Source organism: Rubneribacter sp., from assembly GCF_965361815.1.
This window is the reverse complement of sequence record NZ_CBDTNW010000185.1, coordinates 1-18,957: the sequence shown is the minus strand read 5'-3', so window position 1 is coordinate 18,957 and position 18,957 is coordinate 1. Positions and strand designations below refer to the sequence as shown.

General features: G+C 65.3%; 9 protein-coding genes. 3 read left to right on the top strand and 6 right to left on the bottom strand.

Annotated elements, in window-relative coordinates; translation table 11 throughout:
* Positions 1 to 9: 9 nt before the first annotated feature.
* Both ACWKY3_RS13280 and ACWKY3_RS13275 read left to right on the top strand, forming a co-directional pair.
* Positions 10 to 3,900, top strand: coding sequence for a phosphoribosylformylglycinamidine synthase (locus tag ACWKY3_RS13280; RefSeq protein WP_449316873.1), 3,891 nt, complete (start codon positions 10 to 12; stop codon positions 3,898 to 3,900).
* 570 nt (positions 3,901 to 4,470) lie between these two features.
* On the top strand, positions 4,471 to 9,852 hold the full coding sequence (locus tag ACWKY3_RS13275; RefSeq protein WP_449316872.1) for a YDG domain-containing protein: 5,382 nt from the start codon (positions 4,471 to 4,473) through the stop codon (positions 9,850 to 9,852).
* A 165-nt stretch (positions 9,853 to 10,017) separates the two neighbouring features.
* Here the strand turns inward: ACWKY3_RS13275 and ACWKY3_RS13270 are convergent, their stop codons facing one another.
* Complete coding sequence (locus ACWKY3_RS13270) at positions 10,018 to 11,577, bottom strand: response regulator transcription factor (RefSeq protein WP_449316871.1); 1,560 nt, start codon at positions 11,575 to 11,577, stop codon at positions 10,018 to 10,020.
* 259 nt (positions 11,578 to 11,836) lie between these two features.
* On the opposite strand from ACWKY3_RS13270, the gene ACWKY3_RS13265 reads away from it, so the two are divergent.
* Positions 11,837 to 13,654 (top strand): FAD-binding protein, encoded by a 1,818-nt coding sequence (locus tag ACWKY3_RS13265; protein WP_449316870.1) that lies wholly within the window; start codon positions 11,837 to 11,839, stop codon positions 13,652 to 13,654.
* A 57-nt stretch (positions 13,655 to 13,711) separates the two neighbouring features.
* Here the strand turns inward: ACWKY3_RS13265 and ACWKY3_RS13260 are convergent, their stop codons facing one another.
* From ACWKY3_RS13260 to ACWKY3_RS13240, 5 genes are all read right to left on the bottom strand, one after another.
* Positions 13,712 to 14,878: an Mbeg1-like protein gene (locus ACWKY3_RS13260; RefSeq protein WP_449316869.1), complete on the bottom strand. Its 1,167-nt coding sequence runs from the start codon at positions 14,876 to 14,878 to the stop codon at positions 13,712 to 13,714.
* A 743-nt stretch (positions 14,879 to 15,621) separates the two neighbouring features.
* Entirely contained in the window at positions 15,622 to 16,095 is a 474-nt protein-coding gene (locus ACWKY3_RS13255; RefSeq protein WP_449316868.1) for an Asp23/Gls24 family envelope stress response protein, read from the bottom strand.
* 20 nt (positions 16,096 to 16,115) lie between these two features.
* Positions 16,116 to 16,472, bottom strand: coding sequence for a DUF2273 domain-containing protein (locus tag ACWKY3_RS13250; protein ID WP_449316867.1), 357 nt, complete (start codon positions 16,470 to 16,472; stop codon positions 16,116 to 16,118).
* Positions 16,473 to 16,479: 7 nt separating this feature from the next.
* Complete coding sequence (gene amaP, locus ACWKY3_RS13245; RefSeq protein ID WP_449316866.1) at positions 16,480 to 17,103, bottom strand: alkaline shock response membrane anchor protein AmaP; 624 nt, start codon at positions 17,101 to 17,103, stop codon at positions 16,480 to 16,482.
* Between the two features lie 184 nt (positions 17,104 to 17,287).
* The gene (locus ACWKY3_RS13240) at positions 17,288 to 18,865 is read right to left on the bottom strand and encodes a response regulator transcription factor (RefSeq protein WP_449316865.1); all 1,578 of its coding nucleotides are present in this window, start codon (positions 18,863 to 18,865) and stop codon (positions 17,288 to 17,290) included.
* Between the last annotated feature and the right edge of the window lie 92 nt (positions 18,866 to 18,957).

Here is an 18,957-nt window from a genome sequence, read left to right as displayed (position 1 = left end):
GGGGGAGGCATGGTTTCCCGCGTCTATGTTGAGAAAAAACCGAGCTTCGACGTGGAGGCGCAACAGCTTCGCGCCGAATTGCGCGCCGTTGTCGCGGAGGGGCTCTCGCCGCTTGCCACGCTGCGTGTCATCAACGTCTACGATGTGGAGGGCATCGATGACGACTTGTTCGAGCGCTGCATACCCACTGTGTTCTCTGAGCCCCAGGTTGACACGGCGAGCCGCACGTTTCCCGTGGAGGGCGTGCTCATGGGTTCTGCCGGCAGCGGCTGCGGCGTGGTGGCTCTGCCCAAGAATGTGGCTGTGTTCGCCGTGGAGGCGTTGCCCGGCCAGTTTGACCAGCGCGCCGATTCCGCCGCCGAGTGCGTGCAGCTTATTTCCCAGGGCGATCGCCCCACGGTGCGCTGCATGAAGGTGTACGTGTTCGAGGGCGCGGTGTCGGACGAGGCGCTTGCAGCCATCAAACACTATGTGATCAACCCGGTGGAATCGCGCGAGGCCTCGCTTGCTTTGCGCGACACGTTGCAGATGGAACAACCCGAACCCGCCGATGTGGAGGTGCTCGAGGGCTTCCTGCAGCTGGACGAAGCGGGGCTGGCGGCGTTTCTGGACGCGCGCGGGTTGGCCATGGACCTGGCCGACATCGTGTTTTGCCAGCGCTACTTCGCCGAGGAAGGGCGCAACCCCACCATCACCGAGATCAAGATGATCGACACCTACTGGTCCGACCACTGCCGTCACACCACGTTTGGCACGCAGCTCGTTGACGTGCAGATAGACGACGCCGCCGTGCGCGCCGCCTACGAGCGCTACCTGGACATGCGCCATGAGCTGGGCCGCGACGAGAAGCCGGTGTGCCTCATGGACATGGGCACCATCGGCGCGCGCTGGTTGAAAGCCAAGGGCGTCATGACGGGCGTGGACGAGTCCGAGGAGGTCAACGCCTGCACGGTGAAGTGCACGGTGGACGTTGACGGCGAGAACCAGGACTGGCTCTACCTGTTCAAGAACGAGACGCACAACCACCCCACCGAGATAGAGCCCTTCGGCGGCGCGGCCACCTGCGTGGGCGGCGCCATCCGCGACCCTTTGAGCGGGCGCAGCTACGTGTACCAGGCCATGCGCGTGACGGGCGCGGCCGACCCCACGGTGCCGGTGAGCCAGACCATTCCCGGCAAGCTGCCGCAGCGCAAGCTGGTGACCACGGCGGCTGCGGGCTACTCGTCCTACGGCAACCAGATTGGCCTGGCAACGGGCCAGGTGAACGAGCTGTACCACCCCGGCTACGCGGCCAAGCGCATGGAGATTGGCGCGGTGGTGGGCGCCACGCCGGCCAGCCACGTGCGGCGCGAGACGCCGGCCCCGGGCGATGTGATCGTGCTGCTGGGCGGGCGCACGGGCCGCGACGGCATCGGCGGGGCCACGGGTTCTTCCAAGGCGCACACCGCCGGCTCGCTTGAAAGCTGCGGCGCGGAGGTGCAAAAGGGCAACGCGCCGGTGGAGCGCAAGATCCAGCGCCTGTTCCGTCGCGGCGAGGCGTGCCGTCTCATCAAGCGCTGCAACGACTTCGGCGCCGGCGGCGTGTCGGTGGCCGTGGGCGAGCTGGCCGACGGCCTGCTCATCAACCTGGACCGCGTGCCCAAGAAATACGACGGTCTGGACGGCACCGAGCTTGCCATCTCCGAGAGCCAGGAACGCATGGCCGTGGCGCTGGCGGCAGAGGACGTGGAGGAGTTCTTGGCGCTGGCACGCGAGGAGAACCTTGAGGCCACGCCCATCGCCGAGGTCACCGAGGAGGCGCGCGTGCGCATGACGTGGCGCGGGCAGACCATCGTGGACGTGAGCCGGGAGTTCCTTGCCAGCAACGGCGCGCCGAAAAGCCAGCATGTGCGGGTGCCCGAGCAGGGGGTGCGCGAGCTTGCGTGGAAGAACCCCCTGGCCAAGGCTGTGTTGGGCAAGGTTCTGGACGCCGCCGACGCCCGCGTGTCCACGCTGCCCGACGTTCCCGGCTGCGGCGACGACACGGTGGAGGCGGGACTGCGCACGCTGCTGACCGACCTCAACGTCTGCTGCAACAAGGGCTTGGCGGAGCGCTTCGATTCCACCATCGGCGCGGGCACGGTGCTCATGCCTTTCGGCGGCGCCTACCAGCTCACGCCCGCCCAGGCCATGGCGGCGAAATTCCCCACGGATGGCGAAACCACCACGTGCAGCGGCATGGCCTGGGGCTTCAACCCTTACCTCATGGAGGCCGACCAGTTCTGCGGTGCGTACGCCGCGGTGGTTGAGAGCGTGGCGAAGCTTATCGCCTCGGGGTTCGCGCGTGCGGACATGTACCTGACGTTCCAGGAATACTTCGAGAAGCTGCGCGACGATCCCGAGCGTTGGGGCAAGCCCGTGGCGGCGGTGCTCGGCGCGCTCATGGCCCAGGTGGATTTGGGCGTGGGGGCCATCGGCGGCAAGGATTCCATGAGCGGGTCGTTCGAGGATTTGGACGTGCCGCCCACGCTTGTGAGCTTCGCCACGGCGGTGGGATCGGTCGAGCACGTGACGTCTCCCGAGTTCAAGGGCGCGGGGCATCGCGTGCTGCTGGTGGGGCCCGATTTCGATTCGTCTGACCGGCTGCCCGACGTGCCAAGCCTGCTTGAGGCGTTCGACCTGGTGGAGCGCCTGATTCGCGAAGGCGCGGCGCTTTCTGCATCCGCATTGGGCTTTGGCGGTTTGGCTGAGAGCGTCTTCAAGGCGTGCGTGGGCAACCGCGTGGGCATCGCGCTTGACGGAGACGTGTTCGATCACGACGGGCCGGATCTGTTCGAGCACCTGTACGGCAGTTTCCTGGTGGAGCTGGCCGACGGCGCGGAGGTGCCCCGGCCGACGGGCGCCGATGTGTGGGAGATCGGCGCGACGACCGAGGCGTACCAGCTTTCCATCTGGGACGAGACGGTGGACCTCGCGGATGTGCAAGAGGCGTGGGAGCATGCGCTGGAGGACGTGTTCCCGTACCGGACCCCTGCCGAGGAGCGCGAGCGCGCAAAGGCCGTTGAGGCCGTGTCCTTCACGGCGGCGGCTCCGCTTGTGCGCAGCGGCGGTCCCCTTGCGCGGCCGCGCGTGGTCATCCCGGTGTTTCCCGGCAACAACTGCGAATACGACAGCGCGCGTGCGTTTGAGCAGGCGGGGGCTGTGGTGGAGACGTTCGTGGTGAACAACCTCACGCCCGATGCGGTGGCCGAGAGCACCGCCGAGCTGGCGCGCCTCATCAAGGGCAGTCAGATCGTCATGATTCCCGGCGGCTTCTCCGGAGGCGACGAGCCCGACGGCTCGGCGAAGTTCATCACGGCGTTCTTCCGCGCCCCGCAGGTGACCGAAGCCGTGCGCGACCTGCTGCAGAACCGCGACGGGCTGATGCTGGGCATCTGCAACGGCTTCCAGGCGCTTGTGAAACTGGGCCTGGTGCCCTACGGCGACATTCGCCCCATGGACGAGGGCTGCCCCACGCTCACGTTCAACGGCATTGGCCGGCACCAGAGCCGTCTGGTGCGCACGCGCGTGGCATCCAGCCTTTCGCCATGGCTTTCCCGCTGCCAGGTTGGAGACATTCACACGGTGCCCATCAGCCATGGCGAGGGTCGTTTCGTGGCCTCGCCGGAGCTGTTGTCGCAGCTTGCGGCGAACGGCCAGGTGGCTGCGCAGTACGTGGATGCGGCGGGCGCGCCGTCGATGGACCTTTCCGTGAACCCTAACGGCAGCGTGCTGGCTATCGAGGCCATCACCAGTCCCGACGGCCGCGTGCTCGGCAAGATGGGCCACAGCGAGCGGCGGGGTTGCGGGCTGTACAAGAACGTCCCCGGCAATACGTTCCAGCCCCTGTTCGAGGGCGGCGTGAGCTACTTCGCCGACTAGGCTGACAGCGGCGCGCGACGCTCGCGAGGGTGCTGCGCGCCGCTGCTCGAGGCGGCGGGGCGGATGCGCGCTTGCGTGCGTCCCGGCGCTTTTGCCTGCATGAGGCTGTGACGCTTCGAGGGCCACGAAGGGCGGGGCATCTCGCCGAGGAGCATCTTGGGGGAAGGGGGCGTTCGGGCGCAGCGGGCGAGAGCGGTGCGCTGCTAAGCGGCGTGGTCAAGCGAGCCGTTCGGGTAAAATCTTGTAATGCCCTAGGAAATATATTGTTTAGGTAGGACCCTGTTGTCGAGACACCCTTTCAGCTGGTATCATGACCGAATTACAAGAATAGACGAGCTGTGCGGTTGGGCGATGGCGAGGTGCCCGATGCCACAACAGACGCCATGAGGAGATTGCATCATGACGGTTTTCGGAGGTTTTGTCCGTGCCGCTCGTTTGGCGGCCGCCGCAGCGCTTGCAGTCGTTCTCGGGACAGCGGCAACGCTCTCCGGCATAGGGGCATCCACTGCATTTGCCGATGACTCACCGGGGGGGGGTTCGTCCGGTAAAAGCGCCACCACGCGTGCAAACGTGGTGATATTCGTTCGGTTCTCGGATCAAACCGACGACTATTTCAACGCGATCTATCAAGGGCAGGAGACTGCCTACAACGGCAAAACCAACGGCGCGCGTTTCGTGGGCTATTACGACGATGCGAACAATGGGCGGTCGTTCTCCCGCTACATGGCCGCCATCTCGGGCGGCGGGCACGCGGTGAAGAACATCTTCCCTCAGTACAATGAGGCAACTGGCGCGGTGGATGTCCTCACTTTGTCGAAAGTGACCTACGGCGAGGCGAAGACGGAGGACAAGGACACCACCGTCGTGAAAGAAGTGATAGAGAAGATAGATCTGACCCCCTACGAAAGCGAACTTGACCAGGACAACGACGGGCGTATCGACAACGTCACCATCATCATGCAGGCAGACGAGGACGTGAAGGGATCGGGTGGTTTTGAGCCGACGCTTCGTTCTCATAAGCTGTCGCTTCTTGACACGTATACGTGGACCGACACCTCGAAATCGACCAATACGTTCAATATGCTGAATTCGAATGTGTTGAGCGGCAAGCGAGCCGGGTTGATTGCGCATGAATATCTGCATTCTTTAGGGTATCCCGATCTGTATTTGCCTGATGACAACAATGGCGATCCTCCGGTGGGCAACTGGGATATGATGGCCGCCGACGCTCGTTTCATGAACCTGCCGCTTGCCTATCTGCGCCAGCATTTCTCTGGCTGGGCGAGCGTACCGGAAGTTGAGGATGTCGGTGCGAACAAGACGACGAACAACGATGGTTCCACCACCTACGAAATCTCCTTGACGGCGTTTTCCGGTGCGAATCCAAATAATGCCGTCATGGTGACCTCGCCGGTGAATCCCTATGAGAAATTTGTCATTGAGCTGCGTGAGCGAACTGACGGATATTATTCCGACGACTCTTTGGATGGCGGCATCCCGGTGAAGTCCGGCGTGATTGTTTATCGCGTGAACACGACGGTGGAGGGTTTGTCGAACTACTACGGCAGTATTGGCGTGACGGTGTTCACCGCGACCGGAGCAAAAGACGACAACCGTTCGGATGCTGCTCTTGGAGGCACTACGATCAACAACGGCGTCACTACCGTGCATCCTACGGCGCTTGGCACTGGCGTGGGCAACAATATCCCCATCACATTTGCCGACGGCATGGATTCCGGCATCAAAGTGACGGACGTCCAGGCCTCGGGCAACGGCGCTGCCACGCTCAAGGTGACGATACCGGATTGGAGCGCCTTCGACCTTTGGGCCAATTCGCAAGGGATCGAAGCGAATGCCTCAATGGTTCGGCTGTTTGATCTGGATGGCCAGATTGTGGCGGCAACGGCGGGCAAGGCGCTTCCGCAGGCCGTTGATTTCTGGACGTATGAAAAGGGGAGTTGGCAACCTGCCGGAACCGCCCTCGGCACCCTGACGGATAGAAGCTCCCTCTCGTTTGGTTCGCTTGATCTGGCAAAAGCGAACGGAATCGTATACGCGGCTTACGCGAACGGCGACGGGAAGGCGGTGGTGAGCGCCTATGCAGGTGGGTCGTGGACTTCGCCGGTGGTCGTCGATACCGCCAACAACAACCAAGTCAGCTTGGGAATGGTGAACGACGTGCCGTATATAGCCTATCATGACGGCGCGTCTGTTAAAGCGGCGGAGGTTTTGCATGGGGGCGGGGCTCTTTCTGTCACCAATAAACGCACTGTTGCAACAGGCGCGTATAGCTTGCCTGCGGTCCTGTCGTTGGGCGGCGAGCTTGTGGTGGGCTATCGTGACAACTCCAACGCCATGTTGTTTTTCGCCAAAGCGAGCGGAGATTCCTTTGCTCAGCTGGGCAGTCCCGGAGCAGCGTCATCGTGCGACGCTATCACCTACAATGACGAATTGTATTTTGCCGCCGCGTCCACCCAAGGCTTGACGGTGAGCAAATACGATGCCGAGAGCGGCACATGGAGAGAGTACGCTTCCAATTCGGAGGACAGCTTCGCGCCCGCCCTGGCCGTTTCGCAGGGCAACTTGTATGTGGTCACTGGGCCTGCCACGCAGGCGCTGAAGGGCGTGTATGCCTATGAAGTGATGGAGGGCAAGCTTGTGCTGGAAGGCCTTCCTGTCAGCAAGGCCGAGCGGGGCAACACCTTTTCCTTGGTTTCCACGGGCAGCACCTTGATCGTCGGTTACGTGGTGGATTCCACCACTGCCGTTGTCAAGGAGAAGGTCATCAGCAACGATCTGCTGTCGATTTCCGTCACGCCTCCCACCAAGACCGCCTATCTTGAAGGCGATCCGGTTTCGTATGACGGCCTTGAAGTGACGGCGAACTATCAGCGCACGACGCGCACGTTGAAGCCGAACGAGTACACGGTGACGGGCTTTGCCACCGACACGGTGGGCAACCATACGGCGACGGTCACCATGAACGGCACTACCGAGTCCAACACATTCGCCTACAAAGTGAGCAGTCGGGCATCGACGAAGAAGGATCCTCAGTACACCGCGCCGGCTGCGGCGACCATCGAGTACGGCCAGCCGGCTTCGGATGTCATGAACTTCACGTTCCATGATCCGGATACGGGAGGAATACTGCCCGGTGAAACGAAGCTGACCAATATCGACGAGAACCCCGACGCCGGCACGTACACAGCTGCCTGGGAGTTCGTTCCCGACGACGCGGCCGCGTACAGCACCGCCAGGGGTACGATGGAGGTCACGGTGACGCAACGCGAGCTTGTGCCGCATGTGGCGATTAATGCAAAAACCTATGACGGCGCAACAGCTGGTGAGGGCAGTGTCGTATCCCTAGCTGGCGCGGTGTACAATGATCAGCCGACGGCGACGGCGACATTTGAGTGGGATACCAAAAACGCAGACGAAACCAACGCTACGGCTCAGGTCACTTTGGATCCCGCATGGCAGAAGAACTACACGCTGCATCTCAACGGTGCCGTTGACATTGCCAATGCCGCGCCCATTGCACCTGCTCCGCTCTCGGTCGAGTGGTCGGGCGTCGAGGATCGTTACGCTGGCGACGGCAAGTCGGTGCGGGCGGAGATCAAGGACAAGGCGACTGCGGTGTTCGGCAGCGATGACGTCGGCCTGTCGCTGGTTATCGACGGGGATCCCGCAAGCGACGGCGGTTCTCCGGGAAAGCACACGGCAGCGGCGTCGTTGACAGGTGCCGATCAAGGCAACTACGAGCTTGATGGCTCCGCCATCCGGGACTACGAGGTTGCGAGCGGCGGTTCCCTTGTGAGCGTCACGAACGTGAAGAACGGATCGAAGCCGACGCGCGACTTCGTGTACGGCGACACCGTCACGGTTGAGGCGACCGTTGCCCCTGCGAACGCGCCGGCGACCCGCAGCGCGTTCGCCGATCCGAAGGACGGGGAGATGGCGCTGTACTGCAACGGCGTGCAGGTGTCCGATCCCGTGCCTGCGGCAGGCAGCACCTACACCATGAAATGCGACACGTCGAGCAAGCTTGTGCCGGCGAACGGTCCGGTGACGCTGGAGGCTCGTTTCGTGGGCGACGCCAACATGGCGGGCAACTCCGCTTTGGTGGAAATCTCCCTTGCCAAAAAGCCGCTGGACGTAGAGATTTCCGGCGCGTCGTTTGACAAGACCTACGATGGCACAACGGACGCCCCTGCCGGTGTCGAGCTGAAGGTTGCTGCCACGACTCCCGCCGTGGGGGCCGATGACCCGCAGGTGGAGGGGACGGTTTCCTACGACAGCCCCGATGCGGGCGCGCGCACGCTCTTCGCGAAGAACGTGGCGGTTGCGGGCGATGCGATGAGGGCTTGGTACACAGTTTCCGATCCCGTCCCGGTTTCGGGCGCTATCAAGAAGGCGGCGCCTCCCGTTGCGGCTCCGCGCGGCGAGCTTGCGGTGATAAACGGCCTGGCAGAAACCGTGTACGAATACAATTGCCAGTCTGATCTGGGCCAGCTTTCGCCGGGGCAGCGGTGGGGCGACCTCGCGTTCGACGTGATCGCGAACAACCTTCGGTCCCCGTACAAGGTGGACGCCAAGCCCGCGCACGTCGAGGGCGGCATTCTGCGCGTGCCCATCGCGGAGGTGCCGAAGGACCAGGCGGTCGAGGGAGGCGTCGGCAGCATCGAATTGAAGGTGACGTCGGGCAACTTCCAAGACTTCACGTTGACGGTGGACGTGCGGGCCGTGAACGCGAAAACGCCGAAGCTGGACGGCGCGGTGTCCGTGGTCGGCTCGCTGACGTACGGGCAACCCCTGGACGGCTTGACCCTCGAAGCCACCTTCGTTGACCCCGATACGAAAGCCGAGGTTGCCGGCACGCTGAGGTGGACGGCCGGTCAGGATCCGCTGCCTGCGGGGTCGCGGCAGGTCGCGTGGGAGTTCGTGCCCGAAAGCCCCGAGTACCTGCCGGTGTCCGGCACCGTGGCCGTCGAGGTTGCCAAGAAGCCCGTCGCGCTTGCGTGGAGCGGGTTGGACGGACGCGTCTACGGCGACGGAGGCTCGGTGGTCGCCGCCACGCAGGACTTCGTGACGGGCGATGCCGTGCAGGTGGCGCTTTCGTTCGACGGCGCGCCCGATGAGCCGACGAACGCCGGCACCTATGCGGTGACGGCGGCTTTGGAGGGCGCCGCTGCGGGGAACTACGCGCTGGCGGCTCCCGCGACCCGGACGCTGACCATTGCGCCGAAGCCGCTGACGCTTTCGGTGGCGGGCGCGGCATCCAAGGTCTACGACGGCACGACGGCGTTGCCGCAGGATGCGCAGATAACGCTGGCGCTGGTGGGCGTGTTGCCGCAGGACGCGCAAGGTGTGGGTTTCGCGTACGACGGCGGGGCGTTTGCGCGTGCCGACGCATGGACCGCCGAGGTGGTGATGAGCGGCGTTCGCCTGACGGGCGATCCCGGCGTGCTGGCGAATTACACGTTGCCAACCTCGGCCGCAGGTCAGGTTGCGGGCGGCATTGCGCCCGCAACCCCAACGCAGCAGGGTGCGGTGACCGCAGGCGCTGCTGCGGCCGGCTCCAAGTTGGAGGACGTGGCGCTGTCGGGCACGTTTTTGGGCATCGACGGCAAGCCGCTGACGGGTTTGCTGGTTTGGGACGATGGCGCCGTTGTGCTCGAAGCCGGCACGCGCGCCTGCGCGTGGACCTTCGTGCCCGACGATGCCAATTACGCGCCGGTGTCCGGCACGCTGGAGCTGACAGTGGCGCAGAAGGATCCTGAGCAGGCGCCGAACGGCGCGGACGGCGGTCAGCCCGAGGTCAAGGCGCTGCCCGTTCTAGCCGCTCTGGCGCCGACCGGCGATGACGGAGCATCGGCGGCGATGGCGCCCGTGTTCGCGGCCATCGCCGCGGCGGCGGCAGTCGCGATCGCCCGTCGCCGCAGCCGTTGCTGACTGACGACAGTTTGAGAATCGAAAGCGGGCGGGACGCCGAGCGCGTCCCGCCCGCTCTTCGTTTTCCGTGCGAAAGACCCGGCTTCTTGCGAGCCTTCGTCATTGCGGGACTTTGCCGAGCGCGATACGCACGGCGTTGCGGGCGGTTCGGCAACGGGGCAGGGGCTAGGCGCGCCCGCTTTCACGCTCGAACAGAGCGATGATCTCGGCGCGGTTGTGGGTGTCGCACTTGCGGTAGATGTTGCGCAGGTGGGTTTTCACGGTTGCCTCGGATATGAACAGGGCGTTCTCGATGTACTTGAGGCCGTGGCCCGTGAGCCAGAGCGCGGCCACCTCTCGTTCGCGCGGCGAGAGGTCGTGCGCGGCGGCGAACGCTCCCACAGGGTCGGCGTCCGCGCGGCCGAGGCCTGCGGGGTTGGCGCCGTTTGCGTTGGGGGCTGCGCCGAGGGGCGCCCCGGCCGCGTCCGCCGCGCCGGATGCCGTGCCGAGGAGCGTGCCCGTTGCGCCTGTTGCCGCTCCGGCGGCAACAGCGCTCGCAGGCCCTGCAGCGCCGCCTTGGGGCTTGGCGTCATCTTCGTCTTCCGCGAAGTCGATCTCCAGCACCACGCGCCCTTCGCTGAACGCGAACCCCACGGCCACCAGGATGAGCATGATGGCCACTGCGTAGAACGCCTCGATGCGAGGCGCGAACAAGGGCGCGAGCGTCTGCCCCAGCGTGTTGCCCGCGCATTCGGCAATCCAGCCCACGGCGAACACCAGATGGGGCTTGACCGGCGTCTTCTTGGCCCAAAGCGCCAGCACCATCCACGTGAGGACTTGGGCCACGATGTTGGCGTAGAACACGAGCGACGCGCTGATGCCCACGGACAGCATGAGCAGGAACACGCCCGCCGCGAACGCCGAGAGCAGCACCTTGTACAGCGCCGAAGGGTCGATGCGCCCATGCAAGAGCAGGGCGCTGGCTGAGAAGAACGCCGTCACGCCCAGCGGCACGAGCAGCGACACGGGGGAGACAACGGCGCTGAACAGCCCGAACTCGGGCGCGAGCGACCCTATGGAGCTGACGATGAAAAACGTGATGGCAAGCCCCACCAGCGTGCGCAACGGCACGGCGGCGGCCATGATGTCGAGAGGTCCCGGTGCGGCGGCCGGGGCCGGGCTGGGAAAGGGCGTGCTCGCCTGCTCGCGCCCGCGATCCGCCTTCGGCAGCACGGACAGCGACAAAAGCGGCAGCAACGTGGCCAGCACGCTGGCCACGTCCGAAGGGCACGCGAGGATGGCCCAGCAAAGCAGCGCCGCAGCCGACACGGCGCATCCCGCCAGCACGATGATGGCGCGCGGCTCGAGTTGCGCGTACGTGTCGAACCACGACATGATGAGGATGATGGCGAAGCACCCCGACAGCACCAGGCCGCCCACGCGCGCTCCGGCGAGCGCGGCCAGCGGCGGGTACGTGCACAGAAAGGTTCCTGCGGCCATGAGCAACGTCGCCGCTGCGACGAACGGCGTGCGTCCTTCGACGGAAGGGAACCGACGGGCGCCCAAGATGCCCGCAAGGCAGGCGACCAACCCCGGTAGCATGGACGCGGCCATGGCGTGGACGGCTCCCGGCGCGCCGAACGCAGGCGACAGCAGCAGCACGACCGCCCAGGCGCACATGCACGCGTAGCCTATCGCGTAGCGCCACTGGGCCGGCGCCACTCCTATGGTGCGAACGTCGATCACATCTACCTCCCGCGCCCATTATGGCATAAGAACTGCGGTTTCATCCCTTTTTCGGCCAAGAATCAACCCTGGCGGTTGATGCGCGGCGGCCCTTGATGGGCAAGGAGGGCGCGCGGCTGGGCCGGCGCCCGCGGCCCGGCGCAGCCGCGTTGGGACGAAATCAACCATGGGGGATGGTGTGCTCCTCGCTCGCATCCGGCATACTTCCCGACGTCAAGCGCGGTCTGGAGGGGCCGCCGTTTCACAGAGAGGACGCATCATGATGAAAAACGAGCAGGGAATGAGCCGCCGCAGCTTCCTGTCGGGAGCCGCTGCGATGGGCGCCGTGCTGGCGGGCGCGGGGCTGGCGGGCTGCGCGCCGAAGTCCGCGTCGGATGCCGCAGCGGAGAAGGAGGCCGGTTCCGCTGCGGGCGCGGCCGGCGCGAGCGGCGCTGCGTCGGGCGGCACGGTGGGCTTCGACGGCACGGGCGTTATGCCGTGGTTGGGCGAGGCGCCGGAGATCGCCGATGCGGATGTCGAGGAGGAGATCGATACCGACGTGGTTGTCGTGGGCTTGGGCTGCGCCGGCGTTCCGGCTGCCCGCGCCGCCGTGGAGGCGGGCGCGAAGGTGGTGTGCCTGGAAAGTTCCGCGAAGCTCAACAGCGCCGCCAGCGACATGGCCATCTTCGGCGGCCAGACGCAGGCCACGTGGGGCCGCGGCGACGGCTTCTTGGACAAGAAGATGGTGGTCAACATGCATATGGAGGAGTGCAGCCACCATGTGAGCCAAAGCGTCATCAGCCGCTACTACGACGAGTCCGGTGCCGCGCTGGACTGGTTCATCGCCGCGAGCAAAGACCTCTACATCGCGCCGGAAAGCTACGCCGAGATCCCCGAGGCAAACCAGGAGAACTATATGTTCCCCTACATGTACCCGGTGCCGGAGACCTACGACTACACCAAGGAGGACCTGCCCTGCTATCCCACCTCGGTGGGCTTCAGCAGCCTGGCCACCATCATGGCCGACAATTTGCAGGTGGCCGTGGACGGCGGCGCGGACGTGCGCTACAACACGAAGGGCGTGAAGCTCATCCAGGACGGCGACGGGGCCGTGACCGGCATCTACGCGCAGGCTGCCGGCTCTGACCAGTACATCAGGATCAACGCCAAGAGCGTGGTTCTGGCCACGGGCGACTACCTGGGCAACGAGGAGATGATGAAGTTTTACGCGCCCGAGTGCGTGGAGAACGGCATCCAGATCCTCAGCATCGACATGGACAACGAAGGCAACTACACCAACATCGGCGAGGGCCACATGATGGGCGCGTGGGCCGGCGCCGCCATCGAGCAGTGGCACGCGCCGATGATCCACCATATGGGCGGCGGCGCGGGGGCCGACGGTCGCGGCGTGATCGGCAACAACGGCTTTCTGTGGCTGAACCTGCGCGGCAAGCGCTTCATGAACGAGGATCTGCCTGGTCAGCAGCTGGAGAACCAGGTGGAGCTGCAGCCGCAGCGCAAGGCGTACCAGTTCTTCGATTCGTCCTGGCCCGAGCAGCTGCAGCACTTCCCGGCGGCCCATGGCGTGGCCTGCTTCTACCGCGAGGAGGAGCTGCCTTCCTACACCGCGTCCGGTCTGAGGATCAACGTGCGCACGGCCGCCGACATCGACGCCGCCGTGGAGGAGGGCCGCTGCCTGAAGGCCGACACGGTGGAAGAGCTTTTGGGTATGATCGACGGCATGGACGTTGAGGCGGCGAAGGCGTCCATCGAGCGCTACAACGAGCTGTGCGCCGCCGGTGAGGACACGGACTTCTTCAAGAGCTCTCAGCGTCTGTTCGGCCTGGTGAACGGACCGTTCTATGCCGCCGAGTGCGGGTGCGCCCTGACGCTTGGCAACCTGGGCGGCCTGGAGTCCGACGAGGAGTGCCGCGTGTACAGCACCGACCGCGAGGTCATTCCCGGTCTGTACGTGTGCGGTGCCACGCAGGGCGGGCGCTTCGCCGTGCAGTACCCCATCTCGCTCAAGGGGCTGTCCGCGGGCATGTGCATGGTGTACGGCAAGATCGCCGGCGAGAACGCCGCCGCCGGCGTGTAGCCGCAAAAAACGCATTGCGCGTCCTGCCGGGCATCCGCCCGTGCGGGGCGCGCACTTTTACGCTTTGGGCTTGGGGGAGAAGCGGCTGGCCACGCTGCGGGCGGTGTCTTGGGCCATGAGGTTCGCAAGCGGGGCCAGGGCGCGCAGCAATACATCGCGGCTTTCGGGATCGATGTTCTTGGCGGCTTCCACGAGCAGCGAAATGGTGCGAGGCCCGCCGCTGATCAGGTCGGAGGCGTCCAGGGCGTTCGATGCGCGGATGGCTTCGAAGGCGGCTTCCACGATCTGGCGCGTCTGGTTGCGGTCGAGGCCGGCGAGCCACTGCGACGACACGGCATGGGCGGACAACGCGGCCTCCGAGAGCCGGTCGGCGTACGCGAAGTCGTTTTCGGCGACCTCCCAGTTGAACGGGCTGTGCTGCTGCATGCCGCGACCGGTGCTGCGCACGACGTGCAGCGTGCAGTCGGCAGGGGTTTCCAGGAGCATGCCCACGACTGATTCCTGCGGCACGGTTTTGTGGACGCGCGGGGCGATGGTGGCGTATTCTTTGTCGCTGACGGCGCCGGCGCCAAATCCCGGTCCGTCGTGATCGTACACGCGCTCGATGCGCTCCCGCACGGCGGGCCTGGCGTGCAGTGCCGCGTACTGCGCCAGGTTGCCGCCTTTGGAGTGCCCGCCCACCATGAGGCGTTTCGGCAGGTGGGGTGCGACGGCTTCCAGGTAGCGGACGGCCAGCTCCTGAGCCGGCACGGGCATTCGGTACGCCATGTCGAAGTCTTCCCGCCAGCCGGTGAACGACTGGTCGGTGCCGCGGAACCCCACGTAGGCGAACTCCCTTTTGCGGGAGAACGTCATGGCGGCGAACTGGACGTGCTCGTCTTCGTCGAACATGCTTGCGCAGTGCTCGATGCTCAGATCCCGGAAGCGTGGGCTGGCCGCAAGCACCACCAGGGTTTCTTTGATGAGGTCTGGATCGAAGCCGGAGAACAGGGTGGAAAAGAGCTCGGCGCGCAGCGCGTCGGCGAACCGCACGGGGCGCGCGGGCGCCAAGCGGCTTTTGAGCGCTCGCCCGAAACCGGCGGGCCGTTGCCAGTTCGATCCCATGGGCGCGATCAGCTCCATGCGCACCATGCAGAACTGCGAGAGGATGACGGAATCCACTGGATTGAACGGCTTCTCGTCGAAGGAGGCGAACTCCGTGGCCAGGTAATCGAGGATGTTCATGCAGCGCGCTCCTTTCCCGCTCCCGCAGGACTTCGCTTCGCAAGCCCGTTATGCCGCCTGGGGTGGTTTGGGCTCCAAGAACCCATCATACCGCTTGAGGCGGCTGGCGTTGGGCGTGGGCAAAGCGCTTTCGGTTCGAAGGGTCCACGAGGTGGGAGGTTGGGCAGGGGGAGGGGGAAGTGTCATGGCGTCTCTGAGTCTCTGCGATGTCTCTGTGTTTCTACGAACGGTAAAGGATTCGAACTTTTTCTCGCGTATTTTACCGTTCCTCGCGGGTCCTGGCCCAGCGACGCTCTTTTTTGCCCCCAACGGTAATGGATTCACAAGTTTTCAAGAATATATTACCGTTGGTTGCGAAAAGGCGCGGAACTTAAGCAGCAACGGTAAAATATCGCTGAAAATTTTCGGATCCGTTACCGTTAGGGAGGGGGAGTGCCCTCAAGGGTGCCCTCAAGGGACCCCCGAAGAAGCCTCGGCGCAGGGGCGTCTTGAGCACATGGGCATCCGGGGGGCACATGGGCGCCCGGGGGCGCGTGGGACCTGGAGCGTCTGGAACGCATGGGCGTCCCGGGGGCGCGGGCGTACCGGCGCTCGGACGTGCGGGCGCCCCGGGGACGCGTGCGCGCTCGCGTGCGGGCATGCGGCGGCACATGGGCGCCCGGGGGTGCGCTCGATCTTGGGGGCGCGCTTGGGAACTCGGATCGTTCCCGCATGCGCCCCGAGATCGCCCGGGCGCGCCCGCGTTAGTTGGATGAGCCGTCTTGCTGCCCGCCGTTGCCGTTTTTCTGGTCGAACTCGTCTTGGGTCATGACGTCCACCACGTTCACGGTCATCTCGACCACGGTGAGGCCGGTCATGTCCTTGAGGTCGCTTGCGACGACGTCTTTGATCTTGTCGAAGATCTGCGGCGCGGATTTGCCGTATTCCAAGATGACGTCGAGGTCGACTTTGGCGTTGCGCTCGTCCACCACATCGGCGCTGACGCCTTTCGTCTTGTCGCTGCCTCCCAGGCCCTCCTGGATGGTGGACAGCAGGCTGCCCTTCATGTCTATGATGCCGTCGATCTTCTGGGTGGACTTCGAGGCGATCTTCTCCACGACGCTTTCGTCGATGATCAGCTTGTACACGGGCTCGGCGGCAACGTCGTCCGCGACGGCGGGATGGGCGGCCTTCTCTTCGGCGAAGGCGTTCGATGCGTTCATGGTGCTTTGGGTCATGATGGATCCTTTCTGTCTGGTTACTGGTTGAATCGGTCAAGGAGGCTTCTCGCCCAGGCGCGGACCGTGCGGTTACCGTCTCGATATGCGCCGATGGCGGCGCCGACGGTGGCGAACACGGCCAGCAGGACGGTCGGCCAAAAGCCGATGATGAGGATGAGGGCCGCCGCGACGAAACCGACGGTGCCGTACAAAACGGCATGGCCGTGATTCTCCACGGAGGACGAGATCGCGCGCCTGACGTTGGCGTACAGGCCGCAGGGGCGTTTGGCCTTTGAGGGGGTGCCGCTTTGCGCGTCGGCCGGCGCCGTTTCGGTTCGGGTTGCGCCGGAGGCGGCTGCGGGCGAGCCGTTTTTGCTTGCGGTCGTTGGGATCATGTCCGCCTCACCTGCCTGTCGCTTGGGCCGCAGCGGGTTGCGCGTGCTTCCGGAGCGCTGCGTCGTCGGCGCGTTTGGTCGCCTGCTGGGTGAAGGCGGGCGTCACCACGTCGGCGTCTCCAACGAAGGCGATGTGCACGGCGTCGACGGGATGGCCGGCGAACGCTCCCACCGTGGCGGCTATCTCGTCTTGGAGCTTCGCCCCCTCCTGCCCAAGCTCCGCATTGCGGCCCGGGTCGATTCTCGCGTAAATGGTCATGCGCGGGTCGCGTTTGCTTGCGATGGAGACCTTCACGCTCTCCGTCTTCATGCCGCGATGCCCTTCCACCACGTGACGGACCGTGGACTGGATGGCGTTTTGCGTGACGGTTATGCTGCCTCCGTCCCGTTCAAGCCTGAGATGGGATTTCTTTCCCGGCTTCGACAAAGCGTCGATGAGGATGATCAGCAGGCCCAGGGCCGTGATGCCCAGCAGCACCGCCTCGGCGACGTAAAACCAGGGCATGTCCGCAAGCCATGCGATGGCGGGGAGCAACGGCTCCCAGGCAAACCACAGAGCCGCAAGCACGCCCACGCCAAGCGTCGATGCAACGACGAAGACGATCATGCAGAATCGCTTGAATCCTCCCATAAGCGGCCTCCTTTCTTCGCCTCGCGTGCGCCGCTTCGGCGGACGCTGTCGGATAGGGTGGGACCACTCTAGGGGAAGCGCCCGGGATGCGGAACCACTTGTACGGAAGTGCGGCCTGACGTTTTCCGGCCCGTTGCCGAGGCCGTTCGCTGTGTGCGGCCGCTCGGTTGCGCGCAGCGAACGGCTAGCGCTGGCGTCGCCGGGCCTCCACCAGGTCGATGACCTCCTGCTTGCTGTGGACGCCCAGTTTGGCGTACACGTGGCGGATGTGCATCTTCACCGTGTTGCGCGACAGGACGAACGTCTCTTCCATAAACGGTAGGTCGCGTCCTTGGGCCAGCTGCTCAAGGACGTCCGTCTCGCGCGGCGTCAGGCCGTGCTCGTCGGCCACCGCTTTGCAAGGGCGCCCCCAGAAGCGCCAATCGTCTTGGAACTCTTCGGCCGAAGGCGCATCGCCCGGACCCTTCGCGGCTGAAGGGCCCGTTTCGACCGCGGCGCGCTCCGCGTCGGCGGGCGCGCCTTCCCGTGAGCGGATGCGATGCGGAAGGGGAAGGAGGGAGCCGTCCGAAAGGTACAGCAGCATTGCGATGTAGGCGAACGCGATGGCGAGCGACGCGGCGTCGTGCGCCTGCGGAAAGCCGGCGGTCGCCAAGGTCGCCGTTGTTGCGGCAAGGGCTCCCAGCAGGTGCCCCGCGACAACGGCGAGGCGGGCGGCTGCGGCGGTGCGCAAGCGGTTCTCGGACATCGCGACGACAAGGGCGGACGATGTCCAGAGGGCGATTTCAAGCAGCATGGTCCCCGCTTCGGCAAGCAGGGAGCCGGCTTCGGGCGAGAGGGCGGACAAAAGGGGCGCCAGCAAAAGCCCGGCGGTCGTGCAGGCGATTCCCGCCCGGAGGATCTCGCGCGTGTCGAGTGAGGGAAGCTTCCAGGTTGCAAGCGCGGCGGCTGCCATGACGGCGAGGGCCGCCGCCGTTTCGGGAAGCGCGCTGGAAGGCTCGCCCGCGCGCAAAAACCCCAGCATCAGGGCTGTCCCGACAAAGCCGAAGACGATTTTTCCGGCAAGGGGGCTTTTGGTCGGCTGCCTTTCAGGGTGCGGCGCGGATGCGGCCCCATGCGCGGACACGGCCCCGTGCACGGACGCGGTCCCGTGCGCGGAGGGGGCGTCTTTTCCCCGCTGGCGCAGTAGGGTCGTTGACATGAGAACCGCGCATCCGGCAAGGCAGGCGAAGCTTGCCGCCAGCGGCAGGGCCGCTCCCCAGATTGTCGCTTCCATGGCGCTTCGGGCGGCTGTCGCGCAAAGGGAGGCTCCTGCCATCGCCAGGGCGGCGGCGCGCGCCGCAGTGGCGCGCGGCAGCGTGGCGAACAGGGTTAGCAGGGGGATGCTCAGCACGGGGCAGACGAGTTTGGCAAGGGCCAGGGACGCGAAAACCAGCGCGCTACCGGCAAGCCACGGCGCGGACAGCAGGGCGAAAAGCCCCGTCGCGCACAGCGCAGCGCCCGGTTTGGCAAGCCACGCAATCTGCGCCGCGCTTCGGCCGGGCGCCGCTTCGGCGGGCGCATGGCGCTTTTCCAGGAGAACCACGGCTCCGAATGCCGCCAGGTAGGCGGCAAGGGATGCAAGGCGGATGGAAAGGATGCCTCCCGGAGGGTTCGCAAGGGAAAGAAGCGCGGCGTCTCCCGTCCAGATGCCGGAGAGCAGAAGGGCAAGGCAGGCTCCGGGCAGCAGGCCCGCATGCTTGGATCCGCGCGTCGGCTCGCCCATACCGTTCCTCCTATCTTGTAGTTGTTGCATTTGAAAGCCTTATATCGGATGCTTTTGGATGCAATGCAGATTCTGGCGGGCAGGGATGGCGA

What these genes read in the sequence shown, in the direction of transcription:
- ACWKY3_RS13280 (WP_449316873.1), top strand. Translation starts at nt 10, where the DNA reads ATGGTTTCCCGCGTCTATGTTGAGAAAAAACCGAGCTTCGACGTGGAG.
- ACWKY3_RS13265 (WP_449316870.1), top strand. Translation starts at nt 11,837, where the DNA reads ATGATGAAAAACGAGCAGGGAATGAGCCGCCGCAGCTTCCTGTCGGGA.
- ACWKY3_RS13260 (WP_449316869.1), bottom strand. Translation starts at nt 14,878, where the DNA reads ATGAACATCCTCGATTACCTGGCCACGGAGTTCGCCTCCTTCGACGAG.
- ACWKY3_RS13255 (WP_449316868.1), bottom strand. Translation starts at nt 16,095, where the DNA reads ATGACCCAAAGCACCATGAACGCATCGAACGCCTTCGCCGAAGAGAAG.
- ACWKY3_RS13250 (WP_449316867.1), bottom strand. Translation starts at nt 16,472, where the DNA reads ATGATCCCAACGACCGCAAGCAAAAACGGCTCGCCCGCAGCCGCCTCC.
- amaP (WP_449316866.1), bottom strand. Translation starts at nt 17,103, where the DNA reads ATGGGAGGATTCAAGCGATTCTGCATGATCGTCTTCGTCGTTGCATCG.
- ACWKY3_RS13240 (WP_449316865.1), bottom strand. Translation starts at nt 18,865, where the DNA reads ATGGGCGAGCCGACGCGCGGATCCAAGCATGCGGGCCTGCTGCCCGGA.